Raw genomic sequence first — 16,272 nt, forward strand, 5'->3', positions numbered from 1 at the left:
GAATAGGAATATATTTTTGATAGAAATGATTATCTTCCAATTAATTTCTAAACTAGACTATTAAATTTTTCATGAATACTAAAAATCTTCGTGGTTGGTTTTGGCCAATGCTCTGTTTGTTCCTCGTCCTTAGTTTTTCATGTGCTGATGAGGAAAGTAAAAAGTACAGCATTGGTTTTGCGCAAACAGGATTTAATGACGAATGGCGAAAGGCCATGAATCAGTCCATGCAAATACAAACCAATTTTTACCCTAATGTAAAGCTCACTATTCTTGATGGTGAAGACAATGTTGAAAAACAAATTCAGGATATTGAACAGCTGATTGAAAAGGGTGTAGATATTTTAATAGTTTCTCCTGTTAAATCGCAACCCATTACTCCTATTGTTGAAAAGGCCTATAAATCTGGTATTCCTGTACTGATTGTAGACAGGAAAATTGAAGGCCAATATTACACCGCATATTTGGGGGGCGATAATTACCAAGTTGGAAGCAATGTGGGTAACTACCTCGCTTCTATTTCAAATGAACCTAAAAATATAATTGAAATTAAAGGGTTGTCAGGTTCTTCTCCCGCACTTGAACGCAGTTTGGGGTTTAATAACATCGTAAAAAAAGCAGGCAAACTAAACGTTGTAAAAACAATTGAAAGTAATTGGGAAAGCTACTCTATAGAAGATAGCCTTAAAAATGCTTTAGAAGATATAAAAGACGTTGATTATATATTTGCCCATAATGATAGAATGGCTTTGGGTGCTTGGGAAATAGCTAAAGAAAAAGGGCTTCAGGACTCTATAGGGTTTATTGGGGTTGATGGCTTGCCAGGTCCAAACGGAGGTATTCAATTGGTTGAAGAAAAGGTGCTTTTGGCAACCATATTATATCCTACAGGGGGAGACGAGGCTATTAGGTTGGCAATGAAAATTTTGAATGGCGAAAAGGTGCCCAAAAACAATATCCTGAGTACAACGGTAATAGACTCGAGAAATGCTGAAATTATGAAAAATCAGTTCGATAAAATTATTCAGCATCAAATTGATATAGAAAACCAGCAGAATAAAATAAAACAGCAACAAGAAACTTACTCTACACAAACAACGATTCTGAAACTTTTATTGGGCTTGCTCATAACAAGTATTTTACTAGGTACATATGCTATTTACTCAAGTTATAATCTTAAAAAGAAGAAGCGTGAGTTAGAATTGCAAAACAAGAGAATAACCATACAAAGAAATCAAATTCGGAAAATAGCAGAAGAGGTTAAAAAAAGTAACGAGGCGAAAGTTAATTTCTTTACGGGGCTATCACACGAGTTTAAAACGCCCATCACCCTTATTTTATCATCCATAGAGTCTTTGTCCGAAAATAAAGTTTTACGAGACAGTAAATTATTAAGGGAAGTGGCTTTGATTTTTAATAATTCCAAGCGCCTTTTACGTTTGATTAATCAGTTATTGGACTTCAGAAAAATTGAGGACAGAAAGTTCATTTTAAAAGCTTCTGAGACCAATTTATTTGAGTTTTCAAATTTAATTTTTAAAGATTTTGAGCGAGAAGCCTTGAAGCGAAATATTAATTTTTCCATTAAATCCAACAATGAAGATTTAAAAGTGTTCATAGACAGGAATCTTATGGATAAAGTGTATTTCAACCTACTTTCCAACGCCTTTAAGTTTACCCCCAATAATGGTTCCATCAGTATTGAAATCGTTGATGAATTTGAAACTAATTTTGTGAAAATTCATTTTAAGGATTCTGGCATTGGTATTCCGAACAGTGAATTAAACAACGTGTTTAAAGCATTTTATCAAGGTTCAAATAACAATAAATCAAGTTCTGGCATTGGGCTTCACCTCTCTAAAGAGTTTGTCGAGCTGCATAAGGGAAGCATTGAAGTACAATCAAAACACGGTACTGAATTTATTATAACGCTGTATAAAGGAAACGCCCATTTAAGTACTGAAGAGATTGTCTATGAACCTGATATTATAGACGATTCTATCTTGAATTTTGATGAAGATTTCGAGGAAGAAACATTTAGTAAAGAAAAGATTGGCAATGAAGATGAACGCTATTCCATATTATTGATTGAAGACAATCCGGATTTGGTAAAGTATTTAAAGGGAAAGCTGGGGTTAGAGTATCAGGTTTATTTTTCAGACGGGTCTGATGGTGTTGAAAAGGCCATAGAACTTGTACCCGACATAATTATTTGTGATGTAAATTTAGCTGATATAAGTGGTTTTGAAATTTGTAAAACCCTGAAAAACGACCTTAGAACTTCTCACATTCCAAATATTATCCTCACATCATTAAATAACAAAGAGTCATATATTCAAGGATTGCAATCTGGTGCAGACCTTTATTTAACAAAACCTTTTAGCTATGCTATTTTGCTGCAATCTGTAAAATCATTGTTATATAACAGGGAGAAATTGCGCTATTATTATGTCAACAATGTTTATAAACTGGATACGGAGCATAACTTTGGGCTGTTTGAGCAAGATTTTATTACTAACATCAATAAATACATCAATGAAAACTTAGATAATTCTAATTTTTCGGTGGAGCAATTGGCGGACAAATTAAATATTTCCAGGGTGCAGCTTTACCGAAAAATGAAAGCTATTTTAGGAGTTAATATAAGCGATTATATTCAAAATATCCGATTGGAAAAGGCCAAAGCCCTTTTGGATGAATCAACGTTAACGATTTCTGAAATTGCGTATGCCACAGGTTTTTCTTCACCTAACTATTTTTCTACCAGTTTTAAAAACAAGTACAACATGTCTCCAAAAGTCTATCGAGACAAACATTAATTTTCTTTATTCCTTTTATTCTTATTCCATGAAATGTAAATAGGTAAACCTCTTAATCTATTCAATATTTCATTGGTTTAATTGTTAAATTTTAATTGATTCAACATCATTAAGCTTATAGTTTTTGTAAATTATTAAAGGGTTGGGGTGTTTTTTGTCATAATCGCAATTATTGAGTTGCGTCATGATGAATCAATTTTAAACGTTTATGTAACAATTTTTGTATAAATGGATTTAATGAAATCTATGTAATATTTTCAACTATTTGAAAACAAGCTATTTGCGTTGTAAAAATTAGTTTTGAACAAATTCATAACTTATTGAAACAAATCTAAAATTCAAGATTCGTCTTTCAATCTACATTGCAAACATCTAAACTAAATAACCACCACATGAATAAAAAGATATTAATTTGGTCTATTACTGCCGCGCTAGCCGGCTTCTTATTTGGATTTGATACCGTTGTTATATCGGGAGCAGAAAAAAAGCTACAACTTATATGGAACAGTTCTAATGTATTTCATGGTGTTGTTGTTATAGGAATGGCCTTATGGGGCACTGTTGTAGGTGCTTTTTTTGGAGGGATTCCTACTAACAAGTTAGGCCGTAAAAAAACATTGGTATGGATAGGCGTACTATATACAGTATCGGCAATTGGTTCTGCATTGGCAAACGACCCATGGACTTTTGCCTTTTTTAGGTTTATTGGAGGTTTGGGAGTAGGTGCTTCTACCATTGCGGCACCAGCTTATATATCTGAAATCGCACCTGCAAAAGATAGGGGCAAGTTGGTAGGCCTATACCAATTTAATATTGTTTTCGGTATTTTAATAGCATTCTTCTCTAACTATATGCTTAACGGTATAGGAGAAAATGCATGGCGTTGGATGGTAGGCATTGAAGCATTTCCCGCTGCAATTTATACAGTTTTCGCTCTGAGTATTCCTAAAAGTCCAAGATGGCTGCTTACCAAATTTAAAAACAATGAGGCAAAAGAAGTCTTGAAAACCATCAATCCAGATATAGATCCAGAAAAATTAATGATGGAAATAAAGGATGAAATGGACAACACAGTGCCCAATGAAAATATTTTCCTTAAAAAATACAGATTCCCCTTAATACTTGCTTTTTTAATTGCATTCTTTAATCAATTGTCAGGTATTAATGCCCTTTTATATTATGCGCCAAGAATTCTTGAAGAAGCTGGATTGGGCGAAAGCTCAGCATTATTGAGCAGCATTGGTGTTGGGGTAACCAATATGCTTTTCACCTTATTAGGTATCATTTTAATTGACAGGTTGGGCAGAAAGCAGTTAATGTATATATGTTCTTTTGGATACATTATATCACTGTCTTTAGTATCGGCAGCATTCTTTTTGAAGTGGGAAGGAAGTTCAGTGCCCATATTCTTATTTATGTTCATAGCAGCCCATGCGATTGGGCAAGGTACCGTAATCTGGGTGTTTATTTCAGAAATATTTCCCAACCATTTAAGAGGAGCCGGCCAGTCATTCGGTAGTTCTGTGCATTGGGTTTTGGCTGCAGTTGTCCCTTCTTTAGTGCCAGCACTTTTTTCAAGTATTGGTGCGGGAATGGTATTTCTGTTCTTTACCTTAATGATGGTTCTGCAGCTTTTCTTCGTCATTTTTATGATGCCCGAAACAAAAGGGGTGTCGCTTGAAGATTTAAGTAAAAAACTAATAAAAAAGTAACCAACACCATAAACTAAATTAAAAAATGAAAACTAATAATTACAGAAACTTATTTTTTACGTGCTTTTTACTGCTTGTTTTAATGGGCTGTAAAAACTCCAATGAATCGAAACAAGTTGTTACAGATCATGAGGTAAAACAAGCTTACACGGAAGAAGAGCTTTACCGCCCTAATTTTCATTTTACTCCCAAGACTAATTGGATGAACGATCCTAACGGTATGTTTTATTACAACGGGTATTATCATTTGTACTTTCAATATCATCCAGACAGTAATGTTTGGGGGCCTATGCATTGGGGTCATGCCATCAGTACAGACATGATTACTTGGGCAGAGCAACCTATAGCCATTTTTCCAGATGAGCTGGGCACCATCTTTTCTGGAAGTGCGGTGGTTGATATAAGCAACAGTTCTGGGCTTGGTGAAACAGAAAAGTCAATTCCTATTGTTGCGATGTACACCAATTCAAAAGTAAGGGAAGGTCAGCATGACAAGCAAACACAGAGTATAGCTTATAGCAATGATGAAGGCAGAACCTTTACAAAGTATGAAAATAATCCAGTAATTGATAATGATACCATAAAGGATTTTCGAGACCCTAAAGTTACTTGGGATGAAGAGCGAAACAAGTGGATTATGGTGCTTGCAGCGGGTGACAGAATAAATTTTTATGAGTCCAAAAATTTAAAGGAATGGAAATCAATTTCCAATTTTGGAAAAGGGGTAGGAGGCCATGGAGGGGTTTGGGAATGCCCAGATTTCTTTAAACTACCTGTTATTGGAACTGATGAATCTAAATGGGTGCTATTCGTAAGCATTAACCCAGGTGGTCCAAATGGTGGTTCGGCAACCCAATATTTTGTTGGGGATTTTGACGGCACAAAGTTTACTATGGATAAAGAGTTTGAAACTAGTTTAACCAAGGAGCACAATTACTGGATAGATTTTGGAAGAGACAATTATGCAGGCGTAACATGGAGCAACGCTACAAAAAAAGATGGCAGTAAACTTATGATAGGTTGGATGTCCAATTGGGACTATGCGCAAAAAGTGCCCACCGAAAAGTGGAGAAGCGCTATGACTATTGCAAGAAATATAAAACTTCAAAAAAATGAATCTGGATATAGATTATTGTTTAATCCAGTTAGCGAGTTAGAAAGCTATAGAGGGTCAAAGTTTAAAGACGAAAATATTCAAATTAAGGAAGAAACTAATCTAATAGGGTCTACCGATATAGATTTATCAAGTTCTGAAATAAAGTTTAGTATTTCAGATTTAAAAGATGGTTCATTTACATACAAACTCTATAATAATGAGGGAGATGAATTGCTGTTTGGTTTCGATAATACCAACAACACATACTTCATTAATCGCAAAAATTCTGGAAAAACTGATTTTGAGGAAAAGTTTGCCAATAAAGTTTCTGTTGCAAAAAGAACATCAACGAAAAGTAAGTTGACAGGAACAGTCTTGTTAGATAAGACATCTATCGAGTTGTTTTATGATGACGGAGAAACAGTAATGACAGAAACATTTTTTCCTAATGCACCATTTACCCAAATGAGTATATCACCCAAAAAACAAGAATTTATTCTTGAAACAATTGAAATAAATAAACTAAAGTTCAACTAAATTAAATTAATCATGAAATTAAAAAAACTATTTTTTTCGTCATTGTTTGCCCTAGTCTGTATTTGGGCACAAGGACAAGTTAGTGGCACCGTTACGGGGCAAGACGATGGTATGCCTTTGCCAGGGGTGTCAGTTATAGTAGCTGGAACCAGCACAGGAACAGCAACAGATTTTGATGGTAATTACACCTTCGATGATGTTGATCCCAATGCCACATTAATTTTTAGCTATGTGGGATATGCAACACAAGAAATAGCAATCGACAACCGAACTGTTATTAATGTAGTAATGATGGTTGATGCTGCTGCACTTGATGAAATTGTGGTAACAGGGTATTCCAGAGAACGGAAAGTAGATGTTACCGGAGCAATAACGGTAGTGGAGCTTGGTGCCACTGAAGGTGTAAGCATGAGTTCTGGTAGTGCCATTCAAGGGTTACAAGGTCGTGTTCCAGGCTTATTCATTCAAAAGAATGGAGACCCAACAGGAATAAGCAACAGCATCTTAATTCGAGGCGCAACTACTTTGGGCAATAACGACCCTCTGTATGTTATAGATGGTGTGCCAACAGTACGACAAGAGGTTTTTGCGAGTATAAACCCAAGTTCAATTGAGTCTGTTCAAGTACTTAAAGATGCATCGGCGTCTTCACTTTATGGAGCTCGAGCAGGTAATGGTGTTATTGTTGTTACCACTAAAAATAGCGCAAAAGCTGCTGGAGGCGAAAAGTTTAATGTAAGCATCAATTCCAATGTGTCGATGCTTTCTGAGAAAAAGCAACGTTATGATATGCTAAATGCACAGCAAAGAGGCGAGGCCTTGTGGCGGGCATCTGTAAATGACGGAGCAGACCCAAATGCAGGTTATGGTGAAATTTATGATTTTGACTGGAATGGCGATTTCAACAATCCGGTACTAAATAGTGTAACCGTTCAGCCATATGTAGGGGGAGATACCAGTGTACCTGTAGGAGATACTGACTGGCAAGATGAATTATATGAAACTGGGTATGTTTATAATAATGAAGTTTCCATCTCTGGAGGCACCGATAATTCCTTCCACTTATTTAATATAGGTCATTTAAGGAATACTGGAATTTTAAAGTATACTGGATATGAAAGAATTTCGGCTAAGTTAAACTCTAACTTTAATTTATTTAACAATAAACTAAGACTAGGAGTAAACACTCAAATGTCAACATCGGATGAGACCTTGGCCTCCCGCGATGTCGGTAGTGCATGGACGCCGGGTTTAGGTATCACCTTGGCGCCTACGCTGCCTGTTTATGATACCAATGGAGATTTTGCTGGTCCATTGGGTGCGGGTTATTCCGATAGAAATAACCCCGTGTTAATGCAATATTTAAACCGATGGGATAATACAGACAGAACTAATTTTTTTGGAAATATATATGCTGAATTTGATGTCATTGAAAACTTAACCTTCAGAACAAGCTTAGGGTTGGATTTTGGCGATTACAAGAGAAAAGATATAGAGACAAAAGTCAATAATGGTTTTATAACAAGGGGTAACAATAGACTTATTTTTGATACAAACAAATTCACAAGTTTAGTATTTACCAATACGTTAAACTATCAATTAGACTTGAATGACAAACACAAAATAGGTGTTTTATTAGGTACCGAGTCAATCCAAAATGATTTTGACCGAATAGTCGCTCAAGCGGACGGTTTTGCCGTAGAATCAGAATCCTTTTTCCAGTTGAATGCGGCTACAGGTGCTAAAACAAATTCAGGCTCTTCAACTGGAAGTAGATTATTATCGCAATTTGGTAAAATTAATTACGGTTTTGAAGACAGATATTTGGCATCCTTTACACTTCGTCGCGATGGTTCCTCAAGATTCGGAGTTGATAACAGATACGGGATATTCCCAGCAGCAACTGTTGGATGGTGGATAAGTAATGAAGATTTTTGGAAAGACAATAATGTCGTTAATTCCTTGAAAATTAGAGCTGGATATGGTGAGGTTGGTAATCAATCCATTGGTGATGTAGCTCGTTTTGGTCTGTTTGAATCAAGATATGGCCCAAATCAATTGCAAGCTACTGGAGACACATTCTTTTTTAATACGTTTTATAATGTAGGAACTGCTTATGATTTAAATGGAGCAGATACAGGCAATTTACCTTCTGGTTTCGTGTCTATTCAAGCAGCAAACTCAGGTTTAAAATGGGAGACAACAAAAGAGTACAATTTTGGTATTGACTTCACATTGTTTGACAATAAAGTAATAGGTACGTTTGATTACTTTACAAGAGAAACAAGTGATATTTTAACAACGCCACCTATTGCATCTGTAGTAGGTGAAGGGCAGCAACGTGTATTAAATGGTGCTACAACCGAAACTAATGGCTGGGAATTATCCTTGGCATATTCCAATACTTTTAATAATGATTTGTCTTTAACTGTTTCAACCAACTTTGGTGCGTTCAGAGATAAAATAACGCAGTTGCCTGAGGAAGTTGTTTCGTCATATCCGGGTACGGTGGATAATTCAATTATTGGTCATTCTCAATTTTCAATATTTGGTTACAGAACAGCAGGGCTATTTCAAAGTCAAGCAGATATTGATTCTAGTCCAACACAAGTTGGCGCTAGGCCTGGAGGTCTAAAATTCCAAGATTTAGATGGCAACGGAAGTATCGGTGCCGAAGATCGCGACTTTTTGGGAACTACGCTACCTGACCTGGAATATGGAATCAGAATTGACTTAAATTATAAAAACTTCGATTTTTCTGTCTTCGGATCTGGAGTAGCTGGAAGAATAGGTCAAGACCCTTATATATTCTGGAATAATTTTGTCCAAGGCAGGGAAAATGCAGGCCTAGGTGTGTTAGATGCTTGGACTCCAACTAATACAGGATCTGATATACCATCTTTATCTTTGGCGTTTAATGATTTAAGAACTTCTGACTATTTATATAGAAAAAATTCATATTTCAAATTGAGAAATCTTCAGTTTGGATATTCACTTCCTGAAGACGTAATTAGCAAATGGGCTGGCATGACAGATTTGAGGGTTTACTTTCAGGGAGAAAATTTATTCTGGTTTACTCCAAAGGACTACATAGGTTCGGATCCTGAAAGAACAAATGTTGACAACATCCCTAACCCAACTATATTATCGCTTGGGCTTAACATTAACTTTTAAAAAATGGTAAACATGAAAAATATAACAACACTTTTTATAGGAATTATTGCCGGATTCATTTTGGTAAGTTGTTCCAAAGACTTTTTAGAGTACGAACCAGAAGGTGTGCTCTCTAACGAAAACGTTGCAACTGCAGAAAATGCAGAAGCATTGGTTGTAGCTGCTTACGCAGGTATTGCAAACGATGATATGGTCGGCCCTTTAACACATATGTGGGTATTTGGCAGTGTGCGCTCTGACGATGCATACAAAGGTGGTGGAGGTCGAGGCGATGTGGATATAGTTGATCGGTATGAGCAATATAATTTAACAGCTGCTGATGATCCATCAGATTGGATGGGACCTAGAACCTGGACAAACTATTATAAAGCTATATCGAGAGCTAATTTCGCACTATCGGTAATAAATGAAATTCCTGATGCAGATTACGACGAAAAAACTACCAGACAAGCAGAATTGCGTTTTTTAAGAGCTCATTGCCATTTTATGCTAAAATTATTGTTCAAAAAAATCCCTTATATCACTGAAGGATTTTCACAGGAAGAACTCTTGCAAATATCCAACAAGGTTGATAATGACGACTTATGGAACACCATTGCAGAGGATTTCTTGTTTGCTTATAACAATTTGCCACAGGCACAGGATCAAGTAGGGCGAGCTGATAGAAATGCCGCTGCAGCCTATTTGGCTAAACTACGTTTGTACCAGGCTTACGAACAAAATGATATGCACCAAGTAACGAACATTAACATGTCTCATTTGCAAGAGGTAGTAGATTTTGCAGATGAAGTTACAGGTAGTTTAGAACCAGATTTTGGTAATAATTTCTTGGATGGTTTTGATAATGGACCTGAATCTATTTGGGCGGCTCAATTTTCTATAAACGATGGTACTACAGTAAGTAGGGTTAGCTTTGTAACAGGGTTAAATTCACCTCACGGTACCGGTTTGTACGGTTGTTGTGGTTTTCATTTGGCTAGCCATAATATGGTTAATGCATTCAAAACTGATGCTTCAGGATTGCCTTTGCTAGATACGTTTAACGACACCAATATTTTTGATACTGTAGATGCCAACGGAGAATCACCATTGACAGCAGGAGTAACTCTAGACCCAAGAATCGACCATACGGTTGGTATACCGGGGCGCCCGTTTAAGTACCGCAATACGGTTAATGAAGCTGGAGATATGGTTTATAACTTTAGCTGGGCAAGAGACCCAGGTGTATATGGTTACTTTGGCAATATGAAAGAGCAACAGGCTCCAGATTGTTCATGCTATGTAAAAGAAGGGCCATTTGTGGGAACTTCTAAAAACGTGGACTTTATTAGGTATGCCGATGTATTATTATTTAAAGCAGAAGCGTTGATACAAATGGATCAGGTTGATGCTGGTGTTACAATAATCAATGACATCCGAAATAGAGCTGCCGTAAGTACCCAGAGACAACTTGATGCAGGCGCAACCGATGTTTACAATGTTGGGACATACCCAATGGGGATGTCAAAAGCAGACGCATGGAAAGCCTTGATGTTTGAAAGACGATTGGAGTTTGGTATGGAAGGCCCAAGATTTTTTGATCTTGTAAGATGGGGTATTGCGGCAGATGTATTAAATGCTTATCTTGATGTGGAAAAAACAAGAAAAGACTTTTTGGCGAATGCGAAATTCACGGCTGGACGCGATGAATATTACCCAATTCCTCAAAGGGAAATAGATTTTACCGGAGGTTTGTATGATCAAAATCCGAATTATTAAATTGGAATATAAGTTTTTGTTTGAGTTAGTTTAGTTTTTAATCCAGGGGAATTTAATATTTGATTCTCCTGGATTTTTAAATCTTAAGATATGTCACAAATTATTTGTTTCGGGGAAGTGTTGTTTGATGTTTTTCCAACCCATAAAAAAATAGGGGGTGCGCCTTTAAACGTTGCCAGTCGCTTACAGTCTTTGGGTAATGATGTCTCTATGATTAGTGCTGTGGGGAAAGATAAATCTGGTGATAAAATTTTAAGTTACCTCAATGAATGTGGTGTTAAAACTAATTTGGTTCAAGTTAACCAAGAATATAAAACTGGTAAAGTAAAAGTCATGCTAAATGAAAAGGGCTCGGCTTCTTATGATATAAAATACCCAAAGGCTTGGGATAAAATTAGGTTGACAGAGGCATCCAAAAAACATGTTCAAAAAGCTGACGCCTTTGTTTTTGGAAGTTTGGTGGCACGGGATGAAAGTTCAAGAAATACGCTTTACAGCCTTATTGAATTGGCAAAGTATAAAATTTTTGACCTAAATCTTAGGAGGCCGTATTATACAAAAGAGGTGCTTGTCCATCTCATGAAAAAGGCTGATTTTATCAAATTCAATGATGAAGAGCTTTACGAGGTAAGCCAGGCTTTGGGCTCAAAATACAAATCATTAGAGCAAAATATCAATTTCATAGCCGAGGCAACACTAACCAAACATATATGTGTTACCAAAGGCGAACACGGTGCTGTTTTATTATACAATGGTAAATTGTATTACAATAGTGGCTACCTGATTAAAGTGGTTGATACCGTTGGCGCTGGTGATTCCTTTTTGGCTTCTTTGGTAAGCCAACTTCTTAAAAAAGTGAACCCACAAGAAGCAATTGATTTCGCTTGTGCTGTGGGTGCACTAGTTGCCCAAAGTGAGGGGGCTAATCCCAAAATATCTTACTCGGAAATAATGGCATTTGTTGATCCAGCTTAGCGGTATTTAATGATTTAATTTGGTTTTGTTTATTAATCTCAGTGCCAAAGAAACAATATAGATTAACAATCCATAAATAGTTGTAATGGAACTCACCTTTAACCCACCAGCCATCATTTCTTGGCTTACTTGTCCCATTTCTTCAATGCCTTGAAATGCAATGTACAAGCCTATAATTTGCCCTAATATTCCAAAGGAAAGAGCCAAAAGGCCAACTTCTTTTATCCATTCAGGAAATTTCCAAAAACATACAATAACACCTAGTAGTAAAATAGTAAGGATGGTCATAAATAATGGCCCACCTTGGTAAAATAAATCTAACATAATTTTTGTTTTAAAAGTTTACATTCAAAACTATAACAAAGGTGTTTTTTGGGCAATGTTATAAACCTGTCTACAGCTGTTAAATCCAATATTAAAGGGCTGTCACTTCAAATTTAAGGATTATTTATAATGATTTATCATATTTTTACGGCATGAGTAAAGGTCAAATTTTTAAAGTGATTTATTGGATAACGGCATCTTTTTTAATTGCCTTTTTGCTTCAAAACTCCATTCCTTTTTTTTGGGATGCCTGGTTGATTGCTCTCTTTTTATTGCCGGCTGCATTTATTGTAAAGTTTGGAATAGCAAAGACAAAGCCTTTTACTGGCGTAAAAAAATGGCTGCGGTATCTTTTTTTATCGTTGATATCATTGAACTGGGGTTACGTGGCCATCACAATAACTTATTGGTATTTTTTAGAATTGAAGGCCGATGCATTAGAGAAAATATTGATTAATCCATTTTTTATTTGGATGATTATTGGTTTTTTCATTCTTCTCGAATATATCCTTTTTAAGAAATCGAACAGCATAGCAAAAGAAACAATACCTATTTACAGTGATAGAAAAAAACAATTATTCAACTAAGTAATTTAGCTTATGTTGAAAGTAGGGGCGATTTTACATTAGCTGTTTTGAAGGACGGAACCCAATATAAAAACAATATAAAAATTTCGGAATGGGAACAAAAACTGAATAGTTTTGTGCGTATTCACAGGTCTTTTTTGGTCAACCCAGACTTGGCAACCTTAAACGGAAATGAAATAGTCATTAACGCTGAATGCTCGCTGCCAATTTCAAGGAGTTATAAAAAGCAGGTTGAAGCTTATTTTAAAAATAACTAAGCCTTCCCAAGGGTGAAAAAATAGCTCAAAAATCACAAAAAATCAGATTACCCATCCAATTGGTTTCTTATCTTTGTTCGTTTAGTTAATTAACCAAAGACGATGAGCGAAGAAAGTAAACGTAGAGAGGCCCTTATATATCACGCAAAGCCTGTTCCGGGTAAAATAAAAGTTGTTCCAACCAAAAAATATTCCAGCCAACGCGATTTGTCTTTGGCTTATTCACCAGGTGTTGCGGCACCTTGTTTGGAAATTGAGAAAGACAAAAACAACGCTTACAAATACACTGCAAAAGGGAACTTGGTAGCGGTAATTTCAAACGGTACGGCTGTTTTAGGTTTGGGGAATATAGGTCCCGAAGCCTCAAAACCTGTTATGGAAGGTAAAGGTTTGCTTTTTAAAATTTTCGCCGATATTGATGTTTTTGATATAGAAGTTGATACGGAAAATATTGATGAATTTATTGAAACCGTCAAAAATATCGCTCCTACCTTCGGGGGAATAAACCTTGAGGATATCAAGGCTCCAGAAGCTTTTGAAATTGAAAGACGTTTAAAGGAAGAGCTTGATATTCCAGTAATGCATGATGACCAACATGGTACGGCCATCATCTCGGCGGCGGCGTTGATTAATGCCCTTGAACTTACAAAAAGGAAGATAGAAGAAGCAAAAATAGTAATCAGTGGAGCTGGGGCCGCAGCCATTTCCTGTTCACGGTTGTACCAAGCTTTTGGTGCAAAACGCGAAAACATGGTTATGCTGGATAGCAAAGGCGTCATCCGTGATGATAGAGAAAATCTGTCTGCTGAAAAGGCTGAATTCGCCACCCACCGCAAAATAGACACTCTTGAGGAGGCTATGATAGATTCCGATGTGTTTATCGGTTTATCCATGGCGAACGTGTTATCTCCAGAAATGCTAAAGTCTATGGCAAAAAACCCTATTGTGTTTGCCATGGCAAATCCAGACCCAGAAATAAAATACGATTTAGCCATAGCCACAAGAAAAGATGTTATTATGGCAACTGGCCGAAGTGACCATCCTAATCAAGTAAACAACGTACTTGGTTTCCCGTTCATCTTCAGGGGTGCTTTGGATGTTCGTGCCACCAAAATAAACGAAGCTATGAAAATGGCTGCGGTAGAAGCCTTGGCGCGATTGGCAAAAGAGCCTGTCCCAGAACAGGTAAATATAGCTTATGGCGAAACAAGATTGGCATTTGGCAAAGAATACATTATCCCTAAACCGTTCGATCCACGATTGATTGCCGAAGTGCCTCCGGCTGTAGCGAAAGCTGCCATGGAAAGCGGCGTTGCGCAATCGCCAATTACAGATTGGGAGGGGTATAAAGATACCTTGAGGGAGCGCCTCGGGTCAGATAATAAGTTGGTTAGATTGCTGCTTAACCGGGCAAAATCGAATCCTAAACGTGTGGTTTTTGCAGAAGCCGATCAACTAGCTGTGATTAAAGCTGCCCAAATAGTTTATGAGGAAGGTGTTGCCATTCCTATTCTATTGGGAAGAATAGAGACCATTAAAAGCCTGATGGCCGAAATTGAGTTTGAAGCTGATGATGTTCTTTTAATAGATCCAAAAACAGAAGAAGAAAACGAGAGGAAAAACAAATACGCCAAAGTATACTGGGAGCAGCGTAAACGCAGAGGTGTAACCTATTACTCTGCACAGCGGTTAATGCGTGAGCGTAATTATTTTGCGGCTATGATGGTAAATGAAGGCGATGCCGATGCACTTATTTCAGGGTATTCTAGAAATTACCCAAGCGTTGTAAAACCGATGCTCGAGTTAATTGGCATGGCCGAGGGAGTAAACCGTGTGGCAACGACTAATGTAATGATGACTAAACGCGGTCCGCTGTTTTTAAGTGATACCTCCATTAATATAGATCCAGATGCCAAAGTGCTTACCAAAATAGCTCAAATGACTTCTCATGTGGTTAAAATGTTTGGAATGACTCCAGTAATGGCCATGATTTCATATTCAAACTTTGGTTCATCTGTAAACGAAAGAGCTTCAAAAGTTCGTGATGCTGTGGCCAATTTACATCGTTATTATCCAGATATGATTGTTGATGGTGAGTTGCAAACCGATTTTGCCTTGAATAATGAGATGCTGGAAGAGCGGTTCCCGTTTTCAAAATTAGTGGGCAAAAAAGTAAACACATTAATTTTTCCAAATTTAGATTCAGCTAACATCACTTATAAATTGCTTAAGGCATTAAATGAAGCCGATTCCATTGGGCCTATTATGATGGGTATGCGCAAACCTGTACATATTTTGCAATTGGGGGCAAGCGTAGATGAAATTGTAAACATGACTGCTATTGCTGTTATTGATGCTCAGCACAAGGAGCAGTTGGAAAAGGAGGACGCACAGTAATTCATTTGAAAATAAATTTATTACATTTGGTCGGTTAACGAATTGCTGTAGATGATAACTCATATTCAAGGGAAACTTACTGAGAAAAATCCAACACATGTGGTTATTGATTGTAACGGGGTGGGCTACATGTTAAATATTTCACTACATACTTATTCCCAAATACCAGATGCTGAAAACTTAAAACTGTTTACACATCTTCAAGTTAAGGAAGATGCCCATACACTTTATGGTTTTTCATCGCTAGCCGAACGCGAAATTTTTAGATTATTGATATCTGTAAGTGGTATTGGGGCAAGTACTGCGCGTACCATGCTTTCGTCTTTAACACCAAAACAAGTTAGGGAAGGAATTGCCACGGGCGATGTTGCTTTAATCCAGTCTATAAAAGGTATTGGAACCAAAACTGCACAACGTGTTATCATCGATTTAAAAGATAAGATTTTAAAGATCTATGATATTGATGAAGTTTCGGTTTCAAAAGGCAATACCAACAAAGATGAAGCGTTATCTGCTTTAGAAGTGCTTGGTTTTGTGAAAAAGCAGGCAGAGCGTGTTGTGGACAAAATTATGGTTGCGCAACCAGATGCCAACGTTGAAACTATAATTAAACAGGCTTTAAAAAATTTGTAATTA

The 16,272-nt window shown here is 36.8% G+C and carries 11 protein-coding genes; 10 read left to right on the forward strand and 1 reads right to left on the reverse strand.

What is annotated here, in order from left to right; genetic code table 11:
- Positions 1–71: 71 nt before the first annotated feature.
- The 6 genes from ACB104_RS07045 (at position 72) to ACB104_RS07070 (ending at position 12,071) form a co-directional block, all read left to right on the forward strand.
- Complete coding sequence (locus ACB104_RS07045; RefSeq protein WP_370477579.1) at positions 72–2,819, forward strand: substrate-binding domain-containing protein; 2,748 nt, start codon at positions 72–74, stop codon at positions 2,817–2,819.
- A 392-nt stretch (positions 2,820–3,211) separates the two neighbouring features.
- The gene (locus tag ACB104_RS07050) at positions 3,212–4,531 is read left to right on the forward strand and encodes a sugar porter family MFS transporter (RefSeq protein WP_370477580.1); all 1,320 of its coding nucleotides are present in this window, start codon (positions 3,212–3,214) and stop codon (positions 4,529–4,531) included.
- Positions 4,532–4,556: 25 nt separating this feature from the next.
- Positions 4,557–6,164, forward strand: coding sequence for a glycoside hydrolase family 32 protein (locus ACB104_RS07055; RefSeq protein ID WP_370477581.1), 1,608 nt, complete (start codon positions 4,557–4,559; stop codon positions 6,162–6,164).
- Between the two features lie 12 nt (positions 6,165–6,176).
- Positions 6,177–9,338, forward strand: a complete 3,162-nt coding sequence (locus tag ACB104_RS07060; protein WP_370477582.1) for a SusC/RagA family TonB-linked outer membrane protein — start codon at positions 6,177–6,179, stop codon at positions 9,336–9,338.
- 12 nt (positions 9,339–9,350) lie between these two features.
- Positions 9,351–11,096: a RagB/SusD family nutrient uptake outer membrane protein gene (locus tag ACB104_RS07065; protein ID WP_370477583.1), complete on the forward strand. Its 1,746-nt coding sequence runs from the start codon at positions 9,351–9,353 to the stop codon at positions 11,094–11,096.
- A gap of 90 nt (positions 11,097–11,186) precedes the next feature.
- A complete protein-coding gene (locus ACB104_RS07070; protein ID WP_370477584.1) occupies positions 11,187–12,071 on the forward strand; it encodes a carbohydrate kinase family protein in 885 nt (294 codons plus the stop codon).
- 6 nt (positions 12,072–12,077) lie between these two features.
- Here the strand turns inward: ACB104_RS07070 and ACB104_RS07075 are convergent, their stop codons facing one another.
- Positions 12,078–12,395 (reverse strand): MotA/TolQ/ExbB proton channel family protein, encoded by a 318-nt coding sequence (locus ACB104_RS07075; protein ID WP_370477585.1) that lies wholly within the window; start codon positions 12,393–12,395, stop codon positions 12,078–12,080.
- Between the two features lie 152 nt (positions 12,396–12,547).
- On the opposite strand from ACB104_RS07075, the gene ACB104_RS07080 reads away from it, so the two are divergent.
- The 4 genes from ACB104_RS07080 (at position 12,548) to ruvA (ending at position 16,269) form a co-directional block, all read left to right on the forward strand.
- Entirely contained in the window at positions 12,548–12,982 is a 435-nt protein-coding gene (locus tag ACB104_RS07080; protein ID WP_370477586.1) for a hypothetical protein, read from the forward strand.
- 47 nt (positions 12,983–13,029) lie between these two features.
- Positions 13,030–13,239, forward strand: a complete 210-nt coding sequence (locus ACB104_RS07085) for a LytTR family transcriptional regulator DNA-binding domain-containing protein (protein WP_440871014.1) — start codon at positions 13,030–13,032, stop codon at positions 13,237–13,239.
- Between the two features lie 102 nt (positions 13,240–13,341).
- Positions 13,342–15,636, forward strand: a complete 2,295-nt coding sequence (locus ACB104_RS07090; protein ID WP_370477587.1) for an NADP-dependent malic enzyme — start codon at positions 13,342–13,344, stop codon at positions 15,634–15,636.
- A gap of 51 nt (positions 15,637–15,687) precedes the next feature.
- On the forward strand, positions 15,688–16,269 hold the full coding sequence (gene ruvA / locus ACB104_RS07095) for a Holliday junction branch migration protein RuvA (RefSeq protein WP_370477588.1): 582 nt from the start codon (positions 15,688–15,690) through the stop codon (positions 16,267–16,269).
- Positions 16,270–16,272 lie beyond the last annotated feature (3 nt).

It is taken from the genome of Tamlana flava, from assembly GCF_041287255.1.
In the GTDB taxonomy this organism is placed as follows: Bacteria; Bacteroidota; Bacteroidia; order Flavobacteriales; family Flavobacteriaceae; genus Tamlana; species Tamlana flava.

Coding starts and splice junctions, on each gene's coding strand:
- ACB104_RS07045 (WP_370477579.1), top strand. CDS start 72: ATGAATACTAAAAATCTTCGTGGTTGGTTTTGGCCAATGCTCTGTTTG.
- ACB104_RS07050 (WP_370477580.1), top strand. CDS start 3,212: ATGAATAAAAAGATATTAATTTGGTCTATTACTGCCGCGCTAGCCGGC.
- ACB104_RS07055 (WP_370477581.1), top strand. CDS start 4,557: ATGAAAACTAATAATTACAGAAACTTATTTTTTACGTGCTTTTTACTG.
- ACB104_RS07060 (WP_370477582.1), top strand. CDS start 6,177: ATGAAATTAAAAAAACTATTTTTTTCGTCATTGTTTGCCCTAGTCTGT.
- ACB104_RS07065 (WP_370477583.1), top strand. CDS start 9,351: ATGAAAAATATAACAACACTTTTTATAGGAATTATTGCCGGATTCATT.
- ACB104_RS07070 (WP_370477584.1), top strand. CDS start 11,187: ATGTCACAAATTATTTGTTTCGGGGAAGTGTTGTTTGATGTTTTTCCA.
- ACB104_RS07075 (WP_370477585.1), bottom strand. CDS start 12,395: ATGTTAGATTTATTTTACCAAGGTGGGCCATTATTTATGACCATCCTT.
- ACB104_RS07080 (WP_370477586.1), top strand. CDS start 12,548: ATGAGTAAAGGTCAAATTTTTAAAGTGATTTATTGGATAACGGCATCT.
- ACB104_RS07090 (WP_370477587.1), top strand. CDS start 13,342: ATGAGCGAAGAAAGTAAACGTAGAGAGGCCCTTATATATCACGCAAAG.
- ruvA (WP_370477588.1), top strand. CDS start 15,688: ATGATAACTCATATTCAAGGGAAACTTACTGAGAAAAATCCAACACAT.